The sequence below is a fragment of the Pseudomonas sp. AN-B15 genome (assembly GCF_019056475.1).
Classification (GTDB): domain Bacteria; phylum Pseudomonadota; class Gammaproteobacteria; order Pseudomonadales; family Pseudomonadaceae; genus Aquipseudomonas; species Aquipseudomonas parakoreensis.
The window spans coordinates 24646-41880 of the sequence record NZ_CP049737.1; the positions used below are offsets into that span (position 1 = coordinate 24646).

21 protein-coding genes are annotated in these 17235 nt (G+C 57.0%); 8 read left to right on the forward strand and 13 right to left on the reverse strand.

The annotated features are described in order from the left end of the window. The first annotated feature begins 283 nt into the window (after positions 1 to 283). Both GTQ41_RS00105 and GTQ41_RS00110 read left to right on the forward strand, forming a co-directional pair. Positions 284 to 556, forward strand: a complete 273-nt coding sequence (locus GTQ41_RS00105) for a hypothetical protein (RefSeq protein ID WP_230679404.1) — start codon at positions 284 to 286, stop codon at positions 554 to 556. Between the two features lie 272 nt (positions 557 to 828). Next, positions 829 to 1248: a response regulator gene (locus tag GTQ41_RS00110; RefSeq protein ID WP_047297408.1), complete on the forward strand. Its 420-nt coding sequence runs from the start codon at positions 829 to 831 to the stop codon at positions 1246 to 1248. Between the two features lie 106 nt (positions 1249 to 1354). Here the strand turns inward: GTQ41_RS00110 and GTQ41_RS00115 are convergent, their stop codons facing one another. Continuing rightward, positions 1355 to 1606 (reverse strand): hypothetical protein, encoded by a 252-nt coding sequence (locus GTQ41_RS00115; RefSeq protein WP_047297409.1) that lies wholly within the window; start codon positions 1604 to 1606, stop codon positions 1355 to 1357. A gap of 195 nt (positions 1607 to 1801) precedes the next feature. Here GTQ41_RS00115 and GTQ41_RS28590 point away from each other — a divergent pair, with 195 nt between their 5' ends. Both GTQ41_RS28590 and GTQ41_RS00120 read left to right on the forward strand, forming a co-directional pair. Continuing rightward, positions 1802 to 2056, forward strand: a complete 255-nt coding sequence (locus tag GTQ41_RS28590) for a DUF6555 family protein (protein WP_047297410.1) — start codon at positions 1802 to 1804, stop codon at positions 2054 to 2056. Next, positions 2053 to 2301, forward strand: a complete 249-nt coding sequence (locus GTQ41_RS00120; protein WP_047297411.1) for a hypothetical protein — start codon at positions 2053 to 2055, stop codon at positions 2299 to 2301. Before GTQ41_RS28590 ends, GTQ41_RS00120 begins: the two co-directional genes overlap by 4 nt. A gap of 22 nt (positions 2302 to 2323) precedes the next feature. Here the strand turns inward: GTQ41_RS00120 and GTQ41_RS00125 are convergent, their stop codons facing one another. The 5 genes from GTQ41_RS00125 to GTQ41_RS00145 all read right to left on the reverse strand — a co-directional run bounded on the left by GTQ41_RS00125 (position 2324) and on the right by GTQ41_RS00145 (position 5882). Then, entirely contained in the window at positions 2324 to 2860 is a 537-nt protein-coding gene (locus GTQ41_RS00125) for a hypothetical protein (RefSeq protein ID WP_047297412.1), read from the reverse strand. A gap of 33 nt (positions 2861 to 2893) precedes the next feature. After that, the gene (locus GTQ41_RS00130; protein WP_047297413.1) at positions 2894 to 3115 is read right to left on the reverse strand and encodes a PLDc N-terminal domain-containing protein; all 222 of its coding nucleotides are present in this window, start codon (positions 3113 to 3115) and stop codon (positions 2894 to 2896) included. 76 nt (positions 3116 to 3191) lie between these two features. After that, positions 3192 to 3689, reverse strand: a complete 498-nt coding sequence (locus GTQ41_RS00135; RefSeq protein ID WP_047297414.1) for a ferritin-like domain-containing protein — start codon at positions 3687 to 3689, stop codon at positions 3192 to 3194. A 146-nt stretch (positions 3690 to 3835) separates the two neighbouring features. Continuing rightward, positions 3836 to 4714: a ZIP family metal transporter gene (locus GTQ41_RS00140; protein ID WP_230679410.1), complete on the reverse strand. Its 879-nt coding sequence runs from the start codon at positions 4712 to 4714 to the stop codon at positions 3836 to 3838. Positions 4715 to 4997: 283 nt separating this feature from the next. Next, positions 4998 to 5882 (reverse strand): manganese catalase family protein, encoded by an 885-nt coding sequence (locus GTQ41_RS00145; protein WP_047297416.1) that lies wholly within the window; start codon positions 5880 to 5882, stop codon positions 4998 to 5000. A 327-nt stretch (positions 5883 to 6209) separates the two neighbouring features. Here GTQ41_RS00145 and GTQ41_RS00150 point away from each other — a divergent pair, with 327 nt between their 5' ends. Beyond that, positions 6210 to 6650, forward strand: coding sequence for a low affinity iron permease family protein (locus GTQ41_RS00150; protein ID WP_080963330.1), 441 nt, complete (start codon positions 6210 to 6212; stop codon positions 6648 to 6650). A 50-nt stretch (positions 6651 to 6700) separates the two neighbouring features. On the opposite strand, the gene GTQ41_RS00155 is transcribed toward GTQ41_RS00150, so the two are convergent. The 3 genes from GTQ41_RS00155 to GTQ41_RS00165 all read right to left on the reverse strand — a co-directional run bounded on the left by GTQ41_RS00155 (position 6701) and on the right by GTQ41_RS00165 (position 9296). Beyond that, entirely contained in the window at positions 6701 to 6961 is a 261-nt protein-coding gene (locus GTQ41_RS00155; RefSeq protein WP_047297417.1) for a DUF1652 domain-containing protein, read from the reverse strand. A gap of 419 nt (positions 6962 to 7380) precedes the next feature. Beyond that, a complete protein-coding gene (locus GTQ41_RS00160) occupies positions 7381 to 8181 on the reverse strand; it encodes an alpha/beta fold hydrolase (RefSeq protein ID WP_047297418.1) in 801 nt (266 codons plus the stop codon). 395 nt (positions 8182 to 8576) lie between these two features. Beyond that, on the reverse strand, positions 8577 to 9296 hold the full coding sequence (locus GTQ41_RS00165) for a response regulator transcription factor (RefSeq protein WP_047297419.1): 720 nt from the start codon (positions 9294 to 9296) through the stop codon (positions 8577 to 8579). Positions 9297 to 9463: 167 nt separating this feature from the next. On the opposite strand from GTQ41_RS00165, the gene GTQ41_RS00170 reads away from it, so the two are divergent. Further along, positions 9464 to 10996: a HAMP domain-containing sensor histidine kinase gene (locus GTQ41_RS00170; protein ID WP_047297420.1), complete on the forward strand. Its 1533-nt coding sequence runs from the start codon at positions 9464 to 9466 to the stop codon at positions 10994 to 10996. A 167-nt stretch (positions 10997 to 11163) separates the two neighbouring features. Here the strand turns inward: GTQ41_RS00170 and GTQ41_RS00175 are convergent, their stop codons facing one another. The 4 genes from GTQ41_RS00175 to glyQ all read right to left on the reverse strand — a co-directional run bounded on the left by GTQ41_RS00175 (position 11164) and on the right by glyQ (position 15574). Next, positions 11164 to 11943 (reverse strand): 1-acyl-sn-glycerol-3-phosphate acyltransferase, encoded by a 780-nt coding sequence (locus GTQ41_RS00175; RefSeq protein WP_047297421.1) that lies wholly within the window; start codon positions 11941 to 11943, stop codon positions 11164 to 11166. Positions 11944 to 12025: 82 nt separating this feature from the next. Beyond that, the gene (gmhB, locus tag GTQ41_RS00180; protein WP_196302457.1) at positions 12026 to 12565 is read right to left on the reverse strand and encodes a D-glycero-beta-D-manno-heptose 1,7-bisphosphate 7-phosphatase; all 540 of its coding nucleotides are present in this window, start codon (positions 12563 to 12565) and stop codon (positions 12026 to 12028) included. A 4-nt stretch (positions 12566 to 12569) separates the two neighbouring features. Continuing rightward, positions 12570 to 14624, reverse strand: coding sequence for a glycine--tRNA ligase subunit beta (gene glyS, locus GTQ41_RS00185; RefSeq protein ID WP_047297423.1), 2055 nt, complete (start codon positions 14622 to 14624; stop codon positions 12570 to 12572). Further along, positions 14621 to 15574 carry a glycine--tRNA ligase subunit alpha gene (gene glyQ, locus GTQ41_RS00190; RefSeq protein WP_003187265.1) on the reverse strand — a complete coding sequence of 318 codons (954 nt, stop codon included), beginning with the start codon at positions 15572 to 15574 and terminating at the stop codon, positions 14621 to 14623. The genes glyS and glyQ overlap by 4 nt, the downstream gene beginning before the upstream one ends. 81 nt (positions 15575 to 15655) lie before the next feature. Here glyQ and GTQ41_RS00195 point away from each other — a divergent pair, with 81 nt between their 5' ends. Together GTQ41_RS00195 and GTQ41_RS00200 are read left to right on the forward strand one after the other, a co-directional pair. After that, positions 15656 to 16213 (forward strand): DNA-3-methyladenine glycosylase I, encoded by a 558-nt coding sequence (locus GTQ41_RS00195; protein WP_047297424.1) that lies wholly within the window; start codon positions 15656 to 15658, stop codon positions 16211 to 16213. A 40-nt stretch (positions 16214 to 16253) separates the two neighbouring features. Beyond that, positions 16254 to 17141, forward strand: coding sequence for a lysophospholipid acyltransferase (locus GTQ41_RS00200; protein WP_047297425.1), 888 nt, complete (start codon positions 16254 to 16256; stop codon positions 17139 to 17141). The last annotated feature ends 94 nt before the right edge of the window (positions 17142 to 17235 follow it).

Consider the following 17235-nt stretch of genomic DNA (forward strand, 5'->3'; position numbering starts at 1 on the left):
GTTTCCTTTCCCTTTGCGAGACCAGTTGCGAAAGATTGATGAGGCATCATGCGCCCTTAATAATTTGAACGGCACCATATTCCTCGCCGTTTTTTACTAATCCTGTACTCGTTTCCCCGGACAGACCCGATGAAAAATTATCGAGTTGGCTAGGATCCAGTACGAAGGTTTCGAAGACTTAAATCAAATTTATTTGCTTCGAATTCTCTCCTTTTCTAATTGACTCAATGGGCCCCTTACCGGTCGTCGAGTCAAAAATTCAGATATCGCCAGGGGTGTCACAATGACACTGCTCAATCATTCGCTCGATGCTTCGGGTTATTCCTCCTTGCTGCGTACCTGCATGTCCAATATTGATGATTTCCGCTTCTCTTCCCATCATTTACTCATCGAGCTTGATGCTGCCACCAACCGACTCATGATGCTTGTCGTGGCAAAAGAAGTAGCCGGGCCACGATGGGCCGAAGCTATCGAACGTCAGAAGCAAGCTTACGACGCATGGGCCGCATTGCTGTATCAATCAGAGAAAAAGCCACTGACGGAAATGCTTGAATAATCAACCCAAATCCGTGGGTCGATACCCAAATTAGCAATTTCTAACCCCCATGAGGATCGACAACCCTCAGCCCCTTCAGAGAGCTTCGCGGGTTCATGAGTACCTTGGCCTTGCGACCGACTTCCGTATTTTCCTACACCCGGATTCTCACATAGGCTGTGCGAATCGTCCTGAGACCATCTGAACATTGATTTGAATTGCCGAGGACTTCATTTCTCGTCCTACACTGGCAGATGTGAGGTTTTTTTTCGCCGGATAAAGGGCTGAAAAGAGTGGGGCTCAATTGGGACGGTTTATTGCCTATCTTAGGCAAAGTGATTGTTATTGAAGATGATCAGACGCTTCGGATGATCATGATCGATATTTTGAAGGGAATCGGCGCGCAGTCGCTGGCATTTGAAACCGCGGACGATGCCTTGACGTATTTGCTTCAGGCACACACGCCCTGTTCTCTAGTGGTCGTGGACCACGCTTTGCCGGGTCAAATACAAGGTGCTGAATTCATTGAGATGGTTAGGGCCAAATGGCCCTCCACAAGATCCCTCTTGATCTCAGGCTATTTTTTGGAGCCGGCGACTGTCCCCCGAGGTACCAAGTATTTGCAGAAGCCATGGACGCTGGATGAATTCGTTCTCGCGGTGGCAGAGGTACTCCAGCCAGGCTGCCCGCTTATCGCCAGGCGGGATTGTTAAAAACTCAATGAGTTTTCCATTGCGCAGAGGCTCGCAAAACTGGATTTCCTTTAGGTTGAAGGAATTTAGTAATGGACATCCCCGGCGGTTTTGACTGCGTCGCCAGTCAGCCGTGATAGTCAGCGCCTGCCACTGCTCGCAAGTAGGCATGATCGGCCTTGATTCGCAGTTCATGCCACTCCTGCCACGTCACAATACCCAGTCGATCCATCTCATCGGCTTGCCGAAGCAGTTCGTCATGGTAGGCATCGGGGCTGTCCCTTCGCAGGGAACAATCGTCCAACACGCGGTGCCAGCGATCATAGGCGCGAAGCTTGGCTTCTTGATCCGCGGATAAAAGGCTTTTGTAGGTGTTCATACGGGCTAACTCCTCGACATGATTTGCCAGTTGAGGCTGCAAATTTAGAGACAGTTCAGGGGAGCCGACCAGAGGGAAAAGTCCATTTCTGTTGGGTCGGTTTTGAAGCGATGTACTGATAGCAATAGCCCTTCATATTTTTGGAATTTTTCAACGGTGCATCGCTCCTTTGCATATGAGCAAAAGGAGGGCCTCATGAATCGCACTGATCTGTACGTCATTGAATATCGGCTTCATGGGAAGCCGAAGTCGTTCGTCATTCGTTCTCCCAAAATGCGAAACGCTGATGCTTGGCATTGGGCATGTTGCGACGCGGATCTGGCACCTATCCCAAAACCGGGGAAGCCGCCGCTCAAGGTGTTCAGTAAGCCTATGGCTGAGAGGTTTGGCGTGACGGACGTGAGATGGCGGGAGACCACCAAAGTAGAGTGGACGGAGGCTGTCTCATGAAACACGAAACAACGCACTTGACCCTCTCCCCGACCGACGATGAGTTAGCGCGCAACGCAGCTCTTTTCTTCGAAGCGGACCGGTTGGAGTCGTTTGCCTATAGCCTGCTAGAGGGCGACTCTTCCAGTGCAGTATCTTGGGAGCGCTTTACTGAAGCTAAAGCGCTGGCCGATGCTAAGCGTATCGAAGCGCAGCAGGATCTGCTGCGCATTCGCGGGCAACTCATAATCTCACCGGTACCGTGAAGAGCTGCTCGAAGCCTTTCGGCTATCCCAATGGCTTTGTGAGTTGAATGAGTACGGACCAGCATCCGAGCAGTATCCAGAACGTCGCAAAAATCCAAGGAGTACGCACCGAAAACAATAGTGCCTTTCGATATCCCTTATGGGTGGACTCTCGCTCGCAGAACAGTGGCGATTCATCGTAAGCCATGCCCATCACCGGCTCGCTCCTCAAGAGTTCGCTCTGCTTGTAGTACCAATGATCAATGATGTCGTATGCCGCCCGAATGCCGGGCCAGGCGTTGAGCGTGCTGAGTAGTCCCAACAACGCGAGAAAGGGAGGCACGATCAGTGTGAAGAGTTTGCCCCACTCTGGATTAAGATTTCCCATGCAGGAGGCGAACGCGATGACCAGAAATGATTGCGCCGCCAGGTAGGCATCAGTCCTATTGGCCAGGATCGAGGTTTCGTAATGAATTTCGCGACGATAAAACTCCAAGCGTTCTTTGGGTGAACCGAACATCTTGACGTTGTGTTCGGTCAGCTCGGCTTCGCTGGTAGGTGATGTCAGAATTCTTGACAATGCATTTTCCTTAGAACCGACCTGCAAAAATGATCATCCCTTGCTGTGTTCCGGCGAAGATGGTCCTTTGGTAATGCCTCGCGGCCCTGCAACACCCCAGATCACGACGCCCAGTAACGGGAGCAAAAAAATCAGCGCTGTCCAGCCTGCCTTGGTCCCGGAGGATTTATCGCTCCTCATCACACTGTTCAGTGCCCACAAATCCAGCAGTAGAAGAATGGCTGCAACGGCAATCCAGATATATTCAGTTTGCATGATGCACCTCTGTCGACTTGCTAAGAGCACCACGGCAACAGATGCCGTGATGCGCTAACTGCTATCCGAAGCGTTGTTATTTCTCGAGTGTCGCCGCCTGGTTACCACCTTGCTCTGCGATCTTCGACAGCTTCTCGTCCGCGCCTTTCTCCTCAGCGAGGGTGGCCTCTAGCAATGCAGCGGCATCGTCGAGTTTCAGGTGTTTCGCCATTGCGATCAGCGTGCCGTAACTGGCGATTTCGTAGTGCTCGACCTTTTGCGCTGCGCCGATCAGTGCTGCATCCAGCACCGCGCCTTTGTCGATTTCGTCCAGCAGCTCTTTGGACTCCTCGACCAAGCCCTCCATCGCAACGCACTTCATGCGTTTGAGCTTCAGCCCGGTCAGTTCGACCAGCTGATCGATACGTTCGATCTGGCCTTGGGTTTCTTCGAGGTGCGAGGTGAAGGCTTCAGCAAGCAATGGATTGGTCGCCGCCCGCGCCAGGCGCGGCAACGCTTTGGTGATTTGTTTCTCGGCGCTGTAAACATCGGAGAGTTCATGGATGAACAAGTCTTCAACAGTTTTCCTAGCCATTTCTAACTTCCTTCTGGTCAATGGATGTTTACCCGAGGCGTGATCAGGATTGCTCGTCCGCTATCGTGGTGATCATGAAAACTGACATAGCTCTTGTAAGAGGCGTTCCAAGATTTTTTCGCTTCCCGGATGAAGTGTTCATCCCGTTAGCCAAGTGCGGTATCGAGGAACATCATCACCCCGAATCCCAACATCAGACCGAGCGTCGCAGGTGTTTCATGACCATTACGATGCGTTTCAGGAATGACCTCGTGTGACACCACAAAGATCATCGCGCCGGCGGCCAGACCTAGGGCCACTGGGTAGCCCAAGGCGAAACCGCTTGATACACCCAAGCCCACGACTGCGCCCAATGGCTCCATCAAACCAGAGCCAATGGCGATCAGGGCCGCCCGCCATGCCGATATTCCGGTGACCCGTAGTGCCAACGCGACGGCGAGGCCCTCCGGAATGTCTTGAATGGCGATGGCCGTCGTCAGCGGCAGGCCCACTTTCATATCGCCATTGGCAAAGCTGACGCCGATGGCCATGCCCTCTGGCAGGTTGTGCAGGGTGATGGCAAGGACAAACAGCCACACGCGATTGATGCGTTGAGTATCAGGTCCGCGCCTGCCGCTTTCCTGATGTTCGTGAGGTACGAACCGGTCCAGACCGATCATGAGCGCAACACCCAAGGCCAGCCCAGACACGACAACACAGGCGGCCAGTAGCTGGTTACCACACAGTGCCTGCGCGGCCTCGATGCCCGGAAGGATCAAAGAAAAAGAGCTGGCTGCCAGCATCATGCCCGCGGCAAACCCCAGCATGATGTCTTGGGTGCGCGAGGCAATATCCCGAAGGATGATCGCCACCACAGCGCCCAAGGCGGTCGCTGCGAATCCGGACAATCCTCCTAATGCTGCCAGGCGCAGGTTCTCCTTTTCCGCCCCTACCAGCGCAGAGTAACCGCTGATCAACAACAGGCCAGTTACCACCACTAGCGTCGCCCAGAACAGGACCCCGGGCCAGCCGCCACTGGACGCCATATCCCACCAATTGCGCAGTGGGGTTCTTTCGGACGATGAGGTATGTGACATGGAGCCTCCTATCGTCCGCGTGAATGTTTTCCATTGGAGTTGACTGTCGATTGGCGCAACGTTCGGGCGATCCGCAGGGCAGTCCGGTCAAAGGATGCAGCGGTTGCGTTGAAGCGCTCGGACAAGGATTGCGCCAGGTCATTGTTGAAAACCCCGGTATTCGAATTCATGCCATTTTCCTCGGATTGAATGGATAAAAACCGCACGCCGTGGCGGCGTGCGGTCCTGGTCATCAAACGTTTGGTTCACCCTGAACACCCGCTCCCAGATCGGCGCCGGTGATAGGGTTGCTGTCCGGGTCGGACATGGTTCGTGCCTTCATATCCAGCAGCAGTTCCTCTTCTTCGGCGCTTAGCTGGACACTGGCGGTACCGTCACCGCCATCCACAGCAGGCGCGGGGTTTTCCACATACTCCCAGTCATCGCCCTGGTTCCACGGACCACGGGTGCTGCCTTCGCCTTGCGACATGTTGAAGTACACGTTGGTGAACTCCGGCATGCCGGGGAGCTTGCCCTGCGGGAAGTTCGGCTGGATTGCGTGGAGTGCTTTTTCGAAGGACAGCTGGTGGGCAATTTCACGGGTCATGAGGAAGCCCAAGGCTTCTTTAACACCAGGATCATCCGTCACGTTCATCAGCCGCTCATAGACGATTTTTGCGCGAGCCTCGGCAGCAATATTGGAGCGGAAGTCGGCCGTCGGCTCACCGATCGTATCGACGTAGGCTGCCGACCAAGGCACGCCTGCGGAGTTGGTCAACGGTGCGCCGGCGCCATACAGCAGACTGGTGATGTGCGAATCGTTGCCCGCACCATTGATGGCCCGGTACAACTCACCTTCTTCTTCAACGCCTTCGGCCATTCGGCCTTTGGCACCCTTGTTCAACATGACGATGATGGAGCCGACGATTTCGAGGTGGCTCAGCTCCTCGGTCGCAATGTCCATCAGCAGGTCTTTGCGACCTGAATCATCCTCGGCCAGCGCTTGGGTGAAGTACCGCGATGCCGCCGCGAGCTCTCCCTGTGCGCCGCCAAATTGTTCGAGTAACAGATTGGCCAAGCCTGGATTGGGCTCGGCCACGCGTACGGTGTATTGAAGTCGCTTGTTATGTATAAACATCACAAATCTCCTCAGGTCAGACGAGGCTCTTTGCTCATTCGAGAAAGATCGAATGCGAGCCCACAGACATCTGAAGCGAATCGCGAAGAAGTAATTGCAATTTGTTTTCAGTCACGGCGACAAGCGGCAGAGGATGGTTTTTTTCAAGGATTTTGTAGCCAGTCGTCGGCCTTCCTTGAAGGCTTCGCAAACTTTTGCTTGATCGGTCAGCTCAACAGCTATCGGTGTGTCGAGCGTTCTTCATGGGAGGAGAGACAGCCATATGTAACAAAGAATTTCATAGAGCTCGCGTGGTCGAAACGGCATCTACCACTAGGATTCATCGTCATGAAATTCGCAAAGTTTTGCCAAGCACTCTCGAACTGGGCCGGCAGCTCGAAAACCTTTCTTATAGCTATTCTGCTGATCATCGCTTGGGCGTTAACTGGTCCGTATTTTCACTACAACGACACCTGGCAACTGATCATCAACACGTCAACGACGATCATCACCTTCCTGATGGTGTTCCTCATCCAGAACACACAGAACAGGGATAACGACATCTTGCACCTGAAACTCGATGAACTGATCCGAGCAACGAAGGACGCACAGAACGCATTCATGTCATTGGATCATCTGGATACCAAGGAGCTGCGTGAGTTACGCAAGCGTTACAGTACGATGGGAGAAGAGGAAGAGGTGAGCGTTGACTGCACAGAAACTGCATCCGTAACGCAGGACATCCTGAAGCCTGCCGCGCTGCCTCCGGCTGAAACTCCAATGCCATAGCAGACGCGATGAGGGCTTAGGATTGGCTAAGCCCTCGGTACCTCCAACTATCAACGGGTGGCAGCGATACCCGACAGGTTTTTTTGTTTGTTGGTCGCCAGATCGTACCGAAGCTCAGCAATCAGCTCTGAGATCGCCCGAGGACTGACCAATGTGTGCGTGGAAATGCCAGTGACAAGCAGATCGACTCTGCCCGTTGCCGGATCAGTCACCCGAACCTGTAGCGAATTTCCAGGCATTAAAGTGCATTGGCACTCAAGCGGTCGAAAGCTCTCTTCAATGATCCGCCGCAGCTCCAGGGTTGAAATCATCTTCTCCTCCAATGTCGTATCCCGAAGCAAGATATGTAGTGTTGAGTGGCAGATGCAGGCTCTAGAACTTCCGTCGAGCCATCGCATTCAAGACAGTACATTTCTGGCGATTAAGTTTTTGCTTTCAAGGTCTAAACGTAAGACTGGGTCACATTTTCACGGTTTTAATCGAGCGTCGGCTAACCCTTTGAATGCGCCTACCTACCCGTAGCCGGTGGTGTCAGCACCTCACTGGTGAAGTTTAGATCACCAAATTGGAAGGCTGGAGGATGCCGACGCAAGGGTTCAAGATGCCGAACTCCAAACACGAGATTCCTCCGGCCCAAATTGCTTGCGAGGGTCCGGTGTTGCCAGGACGTATCAAACGAGCGAGCGTGAAAACGTAGAAGTGGAGCAAAGCCGATTGTCTACGTGGACAGTTAGGCAAGGTTGATGATCGCGGGCTTTTCATCATCGTGCGAGCGTTCGAGAAATTCGCGGATGACTTCGGCAGTTTGTTTAGCACTGGTCACCACGAAGAAATGACCCTCGTCACGCAGAACATGCAGTTCGGCACGGCGAATGCCGTGACGCAAAATGTGCCCGTTATAAAGCCGCACCAGCGGATCGCGATCGCCGGCGAGGATGAGCGTCCGCTGGCGAAGGCGGAACAGACGTAACAGGCTCGTCCAGCCTACCAACGCTGTGAATTGACGGTAATAGGTTTGGGGGTTAACCGAGAGCATCCCGTTCACAACACCGAAATGCATGAGCGCCTGTATCGAACTACGCGGGCCTTTTTGCTTCTTCAACTTGGCACCTTTGGCCATACTGAAAAAATCCAAGATATCAGCGGGTTTTACCAGCATTGCTGGACCGGCCGAGGTCGCAGCGAGTATCAAGCGACGCACCATATTGGGATGACGTAGAGCAAATTCCTGTGCCAAAGCACCGCCCCAACTCACACCGAATACATCGACCTGATCGAACCCCAATTGCTTGAGCATTTCGGCAAGCGTATCGGCATAGCGTGGCAAGCGCATAGGCCACCGGGGCACCTGCGATCTGCCGACGCCCGGAACATCCAACGTAATGGTTGTGTAATCGGTCAGCTCATTTCGCAGAGGATCGAACGCACGGATCAATCCACCCAGGCCATTGATTAGAAGCAGCGGTGAGCCTTGGCCACGGATGGAAATATTCAACCGCAAGTCGTAAATAGCTAATTTCTGCTTTGTCATGATCCCCCTTCTCATCCTTGCTTGGCGTCCAGCGCTGTTGGTTCAAAAAGGGTGAAACGCATTGACATGGCTCCGGAGCGGTGGCTTCCATAGCGTAGTAACCCTGGTGGTAGCCGCAGCTGGTGCAACGAACGCATTTATTCTGTGAGGAGCGTAGGCTTTTCTCATTTATTTTGTGATTCAAAGCGTACAGATTCACAAAATTGGGGGTTCTACCCAAGGAGGGCGGGTTCTCCTGATCCATTTATTTGGTGATCCGACACCGGTCGGCGTCAAACCAAAAGGCCAACGCTCAAGCGTTGGCCTTTTTGTTGGCAGATCAAAAGATCGCAGCCTGCGGCAGCTCCTACATGGATTACCGGTAGGAGCTGCCGCAGGCTGCGATCTTTTGATTTTTACTCGGATGCAACCATCACACTCTCCAACCGATACCCATACCCATAAATCGTCAGCAACTGCCATCCCCGATCCGCCGTCAGCCCCAGTTTGTTGCGCAGGCGATAAATGTGCGTATCCAGCGGCCGTGATGACGCGACTTCTTCGTGGGGCCAGAAGCGTTCGTACAGATACTCCCGCGACAACGGCCGACCCAGGTTACTGAACAGGCACCGCGCCAGGCGGTATTCACGTTCGGTCATGACGACTGACTTTCCCTCGCGGGTGACACTCAGTTCGGCATCGTCGAAGGTCAGGTCATTGAAGGTCAGGACTTCGCCAGCGCTACTGCGTGGCTGGCTGTGCCGGCGCAGGACGGCGGCGACGCGGGCTTTCAGCTCGTTGGGGCGGAAAGGCTTGCTGACGTAATCGTCGGCACCGGCGTTCAGCGCCTGGACGATATCGCTTTCGCCGTCGCGGCTGGTCAGCATGATCGCGGCGGGTGGCGATTCCATGTGTTCGCGGGTCCAGCGCAGCAGCACCAGGCCGGTGATGTCCGGCAGTTGCCAGTCAAGGATCAGCAAGTCGAAGGTGTCCCGACGTAGCTGGCGCAACAGGTCCTCCCCCCGTTCGAAGCTGTGCAGCGACCAAGGCTGCTCTCCCACTGCAGCCATCTGCTGCAGGGTTTGCTCGACCCGACGCAGTTCGGCGGGTTCATCATCCAGTATCGCAACGCGCATACGCGTGGGTTCCTTGTTGCTTGGGCAGTGGCCGGCCACGTTAACGGCTCGGCCTGCGCAATAAAAGTAGCCGTTCACCATCGGTCGACGTCCGCTATGATTCTTCGGATCTACATCCTCAGACCTGTGGCCCATGAATCCATTCACTGTCCCCTGCCCTGTTTGTCATGAATAGCCCGCGTCGGCGTGAAAGCCGCGAGCCCAGTCAGGTGCAGCGCCTGTTTCGGCGATTGGGGCGTGAGTGGTTGTGGATAAGTCTAGTGCTGTTGCCACTGACTGCCCTGTTGTCGTATCGCGCGCAGATTAATCTGCACGATACGTCAGCGGTTTGGAGCGCGTTGCTTTCCGTGGGATGGGTGGCGGTTGTCCTCGGTTTGCTGCCGTGGCGTCCGCGATGGGCGATCTGGGTAACGCTGGGCGGGGTGGCGGGTGTGCTGCTCACCAGCGCCGCACTGGCGGAAGTTCGACACTGGTGGTCACCAACGCCGGCAGCGCTTGGCATATTGTTCGGCTACCTGGTCTGGAACTGGCGGCGCCTGAGCGTGGTGCTGACGTACTTTGGCTGGGAGCTGGCACGGCTGGATCGCGAGCCGAAAGTATTCCCGGAACGGCGCCGCGCGCAATTCACCAGCGCTGACCAACTGCAGGGCCAGATCATGGCACTGGAGCAAGCCATGAGCCGCACGCGCGATACCCGGCGCTTCATTGCCGACGGTCTGGAGTACCTGCCGGTGGCGACGCTGATCAGCGATCCCAAGGGACAGATCCTGCTGGGTAATCGCAAGGCCCGCGTATTGTTCGATGACCCACTGGTCGGTGACGACGTTGTCGAGCAACTGGCCCGCCTCGGTTACCCGGAGTTGTCCACAGAACCACGCCCGGCGCTGTCCGACCTGGCGCTGCTGGAGTTTCGCGATCACAAGGAACGCAGCCTGCGTCTGGAGCGCGCGGCTTTGCTGCCGGTGGATGGCGATACCCCCATCGGCTGGCTGCTGAGCCTCACCGACCTGAGTGCCGAACGCGCCGCCGAAGAACAGCGTGGGGTCTTGTTGCGGTTTCTTTCCCACGACCTGCGCGCCCCACATTCAGCGATTTTGGCCCTGCTCGATGTGCATCGCCATCAAGCCGGAGCGGACTCACCGCTGTTCGAACAGATCGAACGCCAGGTACGCCGCGCGCTGGAATTGACCGATGGTTTCGTGTTGCTGGCCCGTGCGGAATCCGAGGCTTACCAGTTTCAACCCAGTCTGTTCGCGATGCTGGTGCTGGACGTGCTGGATCAGGCGCTGCCCATTGCCCAGCAGAAAAGCATCAAACTGTTGCACGCAATGGATGAGCAATCCCAGGAACGCCTGATCAGCGCGGATCAAGGCCTGTTGACCCGGGCCTTGTTCAACCTGTTGGAAAACGCCATCAAGTACAGCCCGGCAGGCACCACGATCCGGTTGGGCGTCAGTTGCCAAGGCGAGTGGCTGTGCTGTGAATTGACCGATCAGGGCAAAGGCATTGCCGCCGAGGAACTGCCGAATCTGTTCACTCAATACCGACGGTTTTCATCGGCGCAGGGAATTGATGGCGTCGGTCTGGGGCTGTCGATGGTCAAGGCAGTGATCGATCATCATGGCGGTCGCATCGAGTGCCATAGCATCGTCGATGAAGGCACTACGTTCCGGCTGCAGCTACCGTTGATGGCCGAGTGAACAGGCACAAAAAAACCGGCTATATCAGCCGGTTTCTTTACTTCCGAAAAAAACTTATGCACCTTTCACGGTGTTTTATGAGCTTGAGAAATATATAAGTAAATCAACAAGTTAATTTCAATATTCAGGCTTTTTCTACAAAACCGTACACAGGTTATCCACAAATCTCAGACAGCTACCTGATCATTCGCGGCAGGTGCCTGCGGCGCCGGTGGCAGCGAACCCATTTCGCGCTGAGTCTGTTCATTCCAGGCCTGTACCCGGTCGTTCAGATCGGCAATGGCGCGAGGTCCAGTGCCTTCGGCGTACATCGGCTGACCGATGACCACGGTGATCACACCCGGCTTCTTGCCCCAGCCGATTTTCGGCCAGAACTTGCCGGCATTGTGTGCAATCGGCAGGACCGGAAGCGCCGCATTCACCGCCAAGGCGCTGCCACTGCGCGAGAACTTGCCAATAGTGCCGTGGGGAACGCGGGTGCCTTCCGGGAAGATCAATACCCAGACGTTGTCCTTGAGCAGCTCATCGCCTTTGGCTGCGACTTGCTTGAGTGCGGCTTTCGGGTTGTCGCGGTCAATCGCGATCGGCCGCAGCATGGCCATGGCCCAGCCGAAGAACGGGACGTACAGCAATTCACGCTTGAGCACCTGGCTCAAGGGCGAGAAATAAGCGGAGAGAAAGAACGTCTCCCAGGTGCTCTGGTGGTTCGACTGAATCACGCAGGGCCGGTCCGGCACGTTTTCCGCGCCTTTGATTTCGTAACGAATGCCGAGAAACACCTGGGTCAACCACAAGGCGCAACGGCACCAGTACACGTTGATAAAACGATAACGCGCCTTGAACGGCAGAAAGGGCGCGATAAAAAAGCTCAGGCTGCACCACAGCAAGGCAGTGGTGCCCAGCAGCAGGTAAAAGAGAAAAATTCTGATGGCCTGCAGTATCGACATGGCGACGTTTACCGTTACGGGCACTGCCCGACTGTTCAAGCGCACTCCCGATCAATCCCTGGTCAGGAACTTCAGAAGCACTCTAGTTGTGGATAAGTTCTGCGGCAATCGCCGCCAGATCGTCAAAAATCAGGGTGCCGACCGGAAGGGTCTTGCCCAGAGTTTTTTCGCCTTTCCCGGTCTTTACCAAAACGGGCTGTGAATCGACGGCTTTGGCGGCCTCCAGGTCACCAAGGCTGTCGCCGACGAACCAGACATTCGTCAGCGCCACGTCGTAATGCGCCGCGATGGTTTGCAACATCCCCGGTTTCGGCTTGCGACAGTCGCAACCTTCGTCCGGCCCGTGCGGGCAATACACGATCAGCCCGACTTCACCGCCCTGCTCCGCCACCAGCGCGCGCAAGCGCGCGTGCATGGCGTCGAGGGTGGCGAGGTCGTAGTAGCCGCGAGCAATGCCCGACTGGTTGGTGGCGACCGCCACCGTCCAGCCGGCCTTGCTCAACTGCGCAATCGCTGCGATCGAACCGGGCAGCGGAATCCACTCTTCCACCGACTTGATGTAAGCATCGGAGTCGTAATTGATCACACCGTCCCGATCGAGAATCAGCAGTTTCAACAGCAGTCCCTCAACCCAGCAGCGAAATGTCGGCAACCCCGAGGAACAGACCACGCAGGCGCGCCAGCAGCGCGTAGCGGTTGGCCCGGACCTTGGCGTCTTCGGCATTGACCATGACGGCGTCGAAGAACGCATCCACCGGCTCGCGCAATGCCGCCAGACGCGCCAGCGATTCGTTGTACTGACGCGCTGCGGCCATTGGCTGCACCGCCTGATCCGCTTGCTGGATCGCCGAATACAGCGAGAACTCGTTGGCGTTGTCGAAGTATTTGGCCTCGACCACGGTCGGCACCGAGCCTTCGACTTTGCTCAACAGGTTCGATACACGCTTGTTGACCGCCGCCAGCGCCGCCGCTTCCGGCAGTTTGCGGAAGGCCTGCACCGCTTGCACACGCTGGTCGAAGTCCAGCGCCGAACCCGGCTTCAGGGCACGCACCGACAGGTAGGTGGCGACATCCACGCCTTCGTCTTCGTAACGCGCACGCAGACGGTCGAAGATGAACTCCAGCACCGAATCGGCCAGACCGGCAGCCTTGACCTTGGCGCCGAACGCAGTCACGGCGAAGGCCACGGCGTCGTTCAAGTCCAGATCCAGTTGTTTCTCGATCAGGATGCGCAGCACACCCAGCGCCGCACGGCGCAGGGCATACGGGTCTTTGCTGCCGGTTGGCAGCATGCCGATACCGAAGATACCGACCAGCGTGTCGAGTTTGTCGGCGATAGCGACAGCCGCACCGGTCAGGGTGGCCGGCAGTTCAGCACCGGCACCGCGTGGCATGTACTGCTCGTTCAGCGCCAGCGCGACATCTTCCGGCTCGCCGTCATTGAGCGCGTAGTAGTAACCGGCGACACCTTGCATCTCCGGGAACTCGCCGACCATTTCGGTGGCCAGGTCGCACTTCGACAGCAAGCCGGCACGGGCCGCCCACGAAGCGTTGCCGCCGATGCGTGCGGCAATGTACGCCGCCAGTTTTGAAACGCGCTCGGCCTTGTCGTAGACGCTGCCGAGTTTTTCCTGGAACACCACGTTCTGCAGGCGCAGGTTGAACTCTTCGAGTTTCTGCTTCTTGTCTTGCTTGAAGAAGAACTCGGCGTCGGTCAGACGTGGGCGAACCACTTTCTCGTTACCGGCGATGATCTGCTGCGGGTCTTTGCTTTCGATGTTGGCCACAGTGATGAAACGCGGCAGCAACTTGCCCTCGGCATCCAGCAGGCAGAAGTACTTCTGGTTGTCCTGCATGGTGGTGATCAGTGCTTCCTGCGGCACGTCGAGGAAACGTTCCTCGAACGAGCACACCAGCGGCACCGGCCATTCAACCAGCGCGGTCACTTCGTCGAGCAGCGCCGGCGGCACGATTGCAGTGCCTTCCTGACGGGTCGCCAGTTCTTCGGTGCGCTTGCTGATGATCTCGCGACGCTCGTTGGCGTCGGCCAATACATAAGCGGCACGCAGGTCGGCCAGGTAGCTCGACGGCGAGCCGATGCGCACGTTTTGTGGATGGTGGAAACGGTGACCACGGGAGTCGCGGCCCGCTTTCTGCGCAAGGATGGTGCAGTCGATGACCTGGTCACCGAGCAGCATCACCAGCCATTGGGTCGGACGCACGAACTCTTCCTTGCGCGCACCCCAACGCATGCGTTTCGGGATCGGCAGGTCGTTCAGCGAATCTTCGACGATGGTCGGCAGCAGGCTCGCGGTCGGCTTGCCGGCGATGTTCTGGCTGTAGCGCAGTTTCGGACCGCTCTGGTCGATTTCGCTCAGCTCGACGCCGCACTTCTTGGCAAAGCCCAGGGCGGCCTGAGTCGGGTTGCCTTCAGCGTCGAAGGCGGCCTGACGTGGCGGGCCGTCGAGGTTGATGCTGCGATCCGGCTGCTGGGTGGCCAGCGCCGTGATCAGCACGGCCAGGCGACGCGGCGCAGCGTAGACGGTTTTGCTTTCGTAGCTCAGGCCGGCAGCTTGCAGGCCCTTGTCGATACCGGCGAGGAACGCTTCAGCCAGGGTGTTCAGGGCTTTTGGCGGCAGTTCTTCGGTGCCCAGTTCAACCAGAAAATCTTGAGCACTCATTGTGCAGCCTCCAGCTTGGCCAGTACTTCGTCACGCAGGTCCGGGGTTGCCATCGGGAAGCCCAGCTTGGCGCGCGCCAGCAGGTAGGCTTGCGCAACGGAACGCGCCAGGGTGCGAACGCGCAGAATGTATTGCTGACGCGCGGTCACCGAGATCGCCCGGCGCGCATCCAGCAGGTTGAAGGTGTGCGAGGCCTTCAGGACCATTTCGTAGCTTGGCAACGGCAGCGGCTGGTCGAGTTCGATCAGGCGCTTGGCTTCGCTTTCATAGAAGTCGAACAGTTCGAACAGTTTGTCGACGTTGGCGTGTTCGAAGTTGTAGGTGGACTGCTCCACTTCGTTCTGGTGGAACACGTCGCCGTAGGTCACTTTGCCGAACGGACCGTCAGCCCAGACCAGGTCGTAGACCGAATCCACGCCCTGCAGGTACATGGCCAGACGTTCCAGACCGTAAGTGATCTCGCCGGTCACCGGGTAGCACTCGATGCCGCCAGCCTGCTGGAAGTAAGTGAACTGAGTCACTTCCATGCCGTTGAGCCAGACTTCCCAGCCCAGACCCCAGGCGCCGAGGGTCGGCGATTCCCAGTTATCTTCGACGAAGCGAATGTCGTGGACCAGCGGGTCCAGGCCGACATGCTTGAGCGAGCCCAGGTACAGTTCCTGGAAATTGTCCGGGTTCGGCTTCAGCACCACCTGGAACTGATAGTAGTGCTGCAGACGGTTCGGGTTTTCCCCGTAGCGGCCGTCAGTCGGACGGCGGCTTGGCTGCACGTAGGCGGCGTTCCAGGTTTCCGGGCCGATGGCGCGCAGGAAGGTCGCGGTGTGGAAAGTGCCGGCGCCTACTTCCATATCGTAGGGCTGAAGTACCACACAACCTTGCTCGGCCCAGTATTGCTGGAGCGCGAGGATCAAGTCTTGGAAGGTACGCACGGCTGGCGTAGGCTGGCTCACGAAATTCACCTGTTTCTTGGGCTGCGATTTAAAGAGCGGGAGTATACCCGATTCAGTCGCACCTCCACCCCCTGGAGCCTTATGCCACGCTGCTTTTGGTGTACCGAAGATCCGCTGTACATGGCTTATCACGATCAGGAGTGGGGCACGCCGCTACGCGATGCGCAGGGTTTGTTCGAGTTGCTTTTGCTCGAAGGGTTCCAGGCCGGGCTGTCGTGGATCACCGTGTTGCGCAAACGCGAGCGCTACCGCGAGGTGTTGTACGGCTTCGATGTGCAGCGTGTGGCGCAGATGAGCGACGCCGAAATCGCTGAATTGATGCTCGATCCGGGGATCATCCGCAACCGTCTCAAACTCAATGCCGCCCGGCGCAATGCCCAGGCCTGGCTGGCGCTGGAAGACCCGGTGGCGTTTCTCTGGTCGTTTGTCGGCGATCGCCCGATCATCAATCATTTCAAGGATCGCAGCGAAGTCCCGGCGATCACGGCCGAAGCGCTGGCAATGAGCAAGGCCCTGAAAAAGGCCGGCTTCACCTTCGTTGGCCCAACCATTTGCTACGCACTGATGCAGGCTTCGGGCATGGTCATGGATCACACTCAGGACTGCGACCGCTACGCGCAGTTGGTCAACGGCGGTTAGAATGGCCGCCTCGCGCACAGCACAAGATCAGGAGTGACCTGTGGAAAAGTTTAAAGGCGCCTTGCTGGTAGGCGCTCTGCGGCTGTTTGCCCTGCTGCCATGGCGGGCCGTGCAGGCCGTGGGTTCGGCGATCGGCTGGATCATGTGGAAAACCCCCAACCGTTCCCGCGACGTGGTGCGGATCAACCTTTCCAAATGTTTTCCACAGATGGATCCGTCCGAACGTGAGCGTCTGGTCGGCCAGAGCCTGAAAGACATCGGCAAATCCCTGACCGAAAGCGCCTGCGCCTGGATCTGGCCGGCCCAGCGTTCAATCGATCTGGTACGCGAAGTCGAAGGCCTCGACATCCTCAAGGAGGCGCTGGCCTCGGGCAAAGGCGTGGTCGGCATCACCAGCCACCTGGGCAACTGGGAAGTGCTCAACCACTTCTATTGCAGCCAGTGCAAACCGATCATTTTCTACCGCCCGCCGAAGCTCAAGGCGGTGGATGAATTACTGCGCAAGCAACGCGTGCAGTTGGGCAACAAGGTCGCTGCCTCCACCAAGGAAGGCATCCTCAGCGTCATCAAGGAAGTGCGCAAAGGTGGTGCAGTGGGCATTCCGGCTGACCCGGAACCGGCCGAATCCGCCGGGATTTTCGTGCCGTTCTTCGCCACCCAGGCGCTGACCAGCAAATTCGTGCCGAACATGCTCGCCGGCGGCAAAGCGGTCGGCGTGTTCCTGCACGCCCTGCGTCTGCCGGACGGTTCCGGCTACAAAGTGATCCTCGAGGCGGCGCCGGAAGCCATGTACAGCACCGATACCGAGGAGTCCTGTGCGGCCATGAGCAAAGTGGTCGAGCGCTATGTCGCGGCATATCCGAGCCAGTACATGTGGAGCATGAAGCGCTTCAAGAAACGCCCGCCGGGCGAAGCGCGCTGGTACTGAGCAAGTTGGCACACTCTGTGGATAACCTGCAGGAGCTGCCGCAGGCTGCGATCTTTTGATCTTGCTCCTTCAGTTATCCACAACCGTTCATCAA

Excerpts from the sequence above, each read along its gene's own strand:
- GTQ41_RS00105 (WP_230679404.1), top strand. The coding sequence starts at position 284 with ATGACACTGCTCAATCATTCGCTCGATGCTTCGGGTTATTCCTCCTTG.
- GTQ41_RS00115 (WP_047297409.1), bottom strand. The coding sequence starts at position 1,606 with ATGAACACCTACAAAAGCCTTTTATCCGCGGATCAAGAAGCCAAGCTT.
- GTQ41_RS28590 (WP_047297410.1), top strand. The coding sequence starts at position 1,802 with ATGAATCGCACTGATCTGTACGTCATTGAATATCGGCTTCATGGGAAG.
- GTQ41_RS00120 (WP_047297411.1), top strand. The coding sequence starts at position 2,053 with ATGAAACACGAAACAACGCACTTGACCCTCTCCCCGACCGACGATGAG.
- GTQ41_RS00130 (WP_047297413.1), bottom strand. The coding sequence starts at position 3,115 with ATGCAAACTGAATATATCTGGATTGCCGTTGCAGCCATTCTTCTACTG.
- GTQ41_RS00135 (WP_047297414.1), bottom strand. The coding sequence starts at position 3,689 with ATGGCTAGGAAAACTGTTGAAGACTTGTTCATCCATGAACTCTCCGAT.
- GTQ41_RS00140 (WP_230679410.1), bottom strand. The coding sequence starts at position 4,714 with ATGGCGTCCAGTGGCGGCTGGCCCGGGGTCCTGTTCTGGGCGACGCTA.
- GTQ41_RS00145 (WP_047297416.1), bottom strand. The coding sequence starts at position 5,882 with ATGTTTATACATAACAAGCGACTTCAATACACCGTACGCGTGGCCGAG.
- GTQ41_RS00150 (WP_080963330.1), top strand. The coding sequence starts at position 6,210 with ATGAAATTCGCAAAGTTTTGCCAAGCACTCTCGAACTGGGCCGGCAGC.
- GTQ41_RS00155 (WP_047297417.1), bottom strand. The coding sequence starts at position 6,961 with ATGATTTCAACCCTGGAGCTGCGGCGGATCATTGAAGAGAGCTTTCGA.
- GTQ41_RS00160 (WP_047297418.1), bottom strand. The coding sequence starts at position 8,181 with ATGACAAAGCAGAAATTAGCTATTTACGACTTGCGGTTGAATATTTCC.
- GTQ41_RS00165 (WP_047297419.1), bottom strand. The coding sequence starts at position 9,296 with ATGCGCGTTGCGATACTGGATGATGAACCCGCCGAACTGCGTCGGGTC.
- GTQ41_RS00170 (WP_047297420.1), top strand. The coding sequence starts at position 9,464 with ATGAATAGCCCGCGTCGGCGTGAAAGCCGCGAGCCCAGTCAGGTGCAG.
- GTQ41_RS00175 (WP_047297421.1), bottom strand. The coding sequence starts at position 11,943 with ATGTCGATACTGCAGGCCATCAGAATTTTTCTCTTTTACCTGCTGCTG.
- glyS (WP_047297423.1), bottom strand. The coding sequence starts at position 14,624 with ATGAGTGCTCAAGATTTTCTGGTTGAACTGGGCACCGAAGAACTGCCG.
- GTQ41_RS00195 (WP_047297424.1), top strand. The coding sequence starts at position 15,656 with ATGCCACGCTGCTTTTGGTGTACCGAAGATCCGCTGTACATGGCTTAT.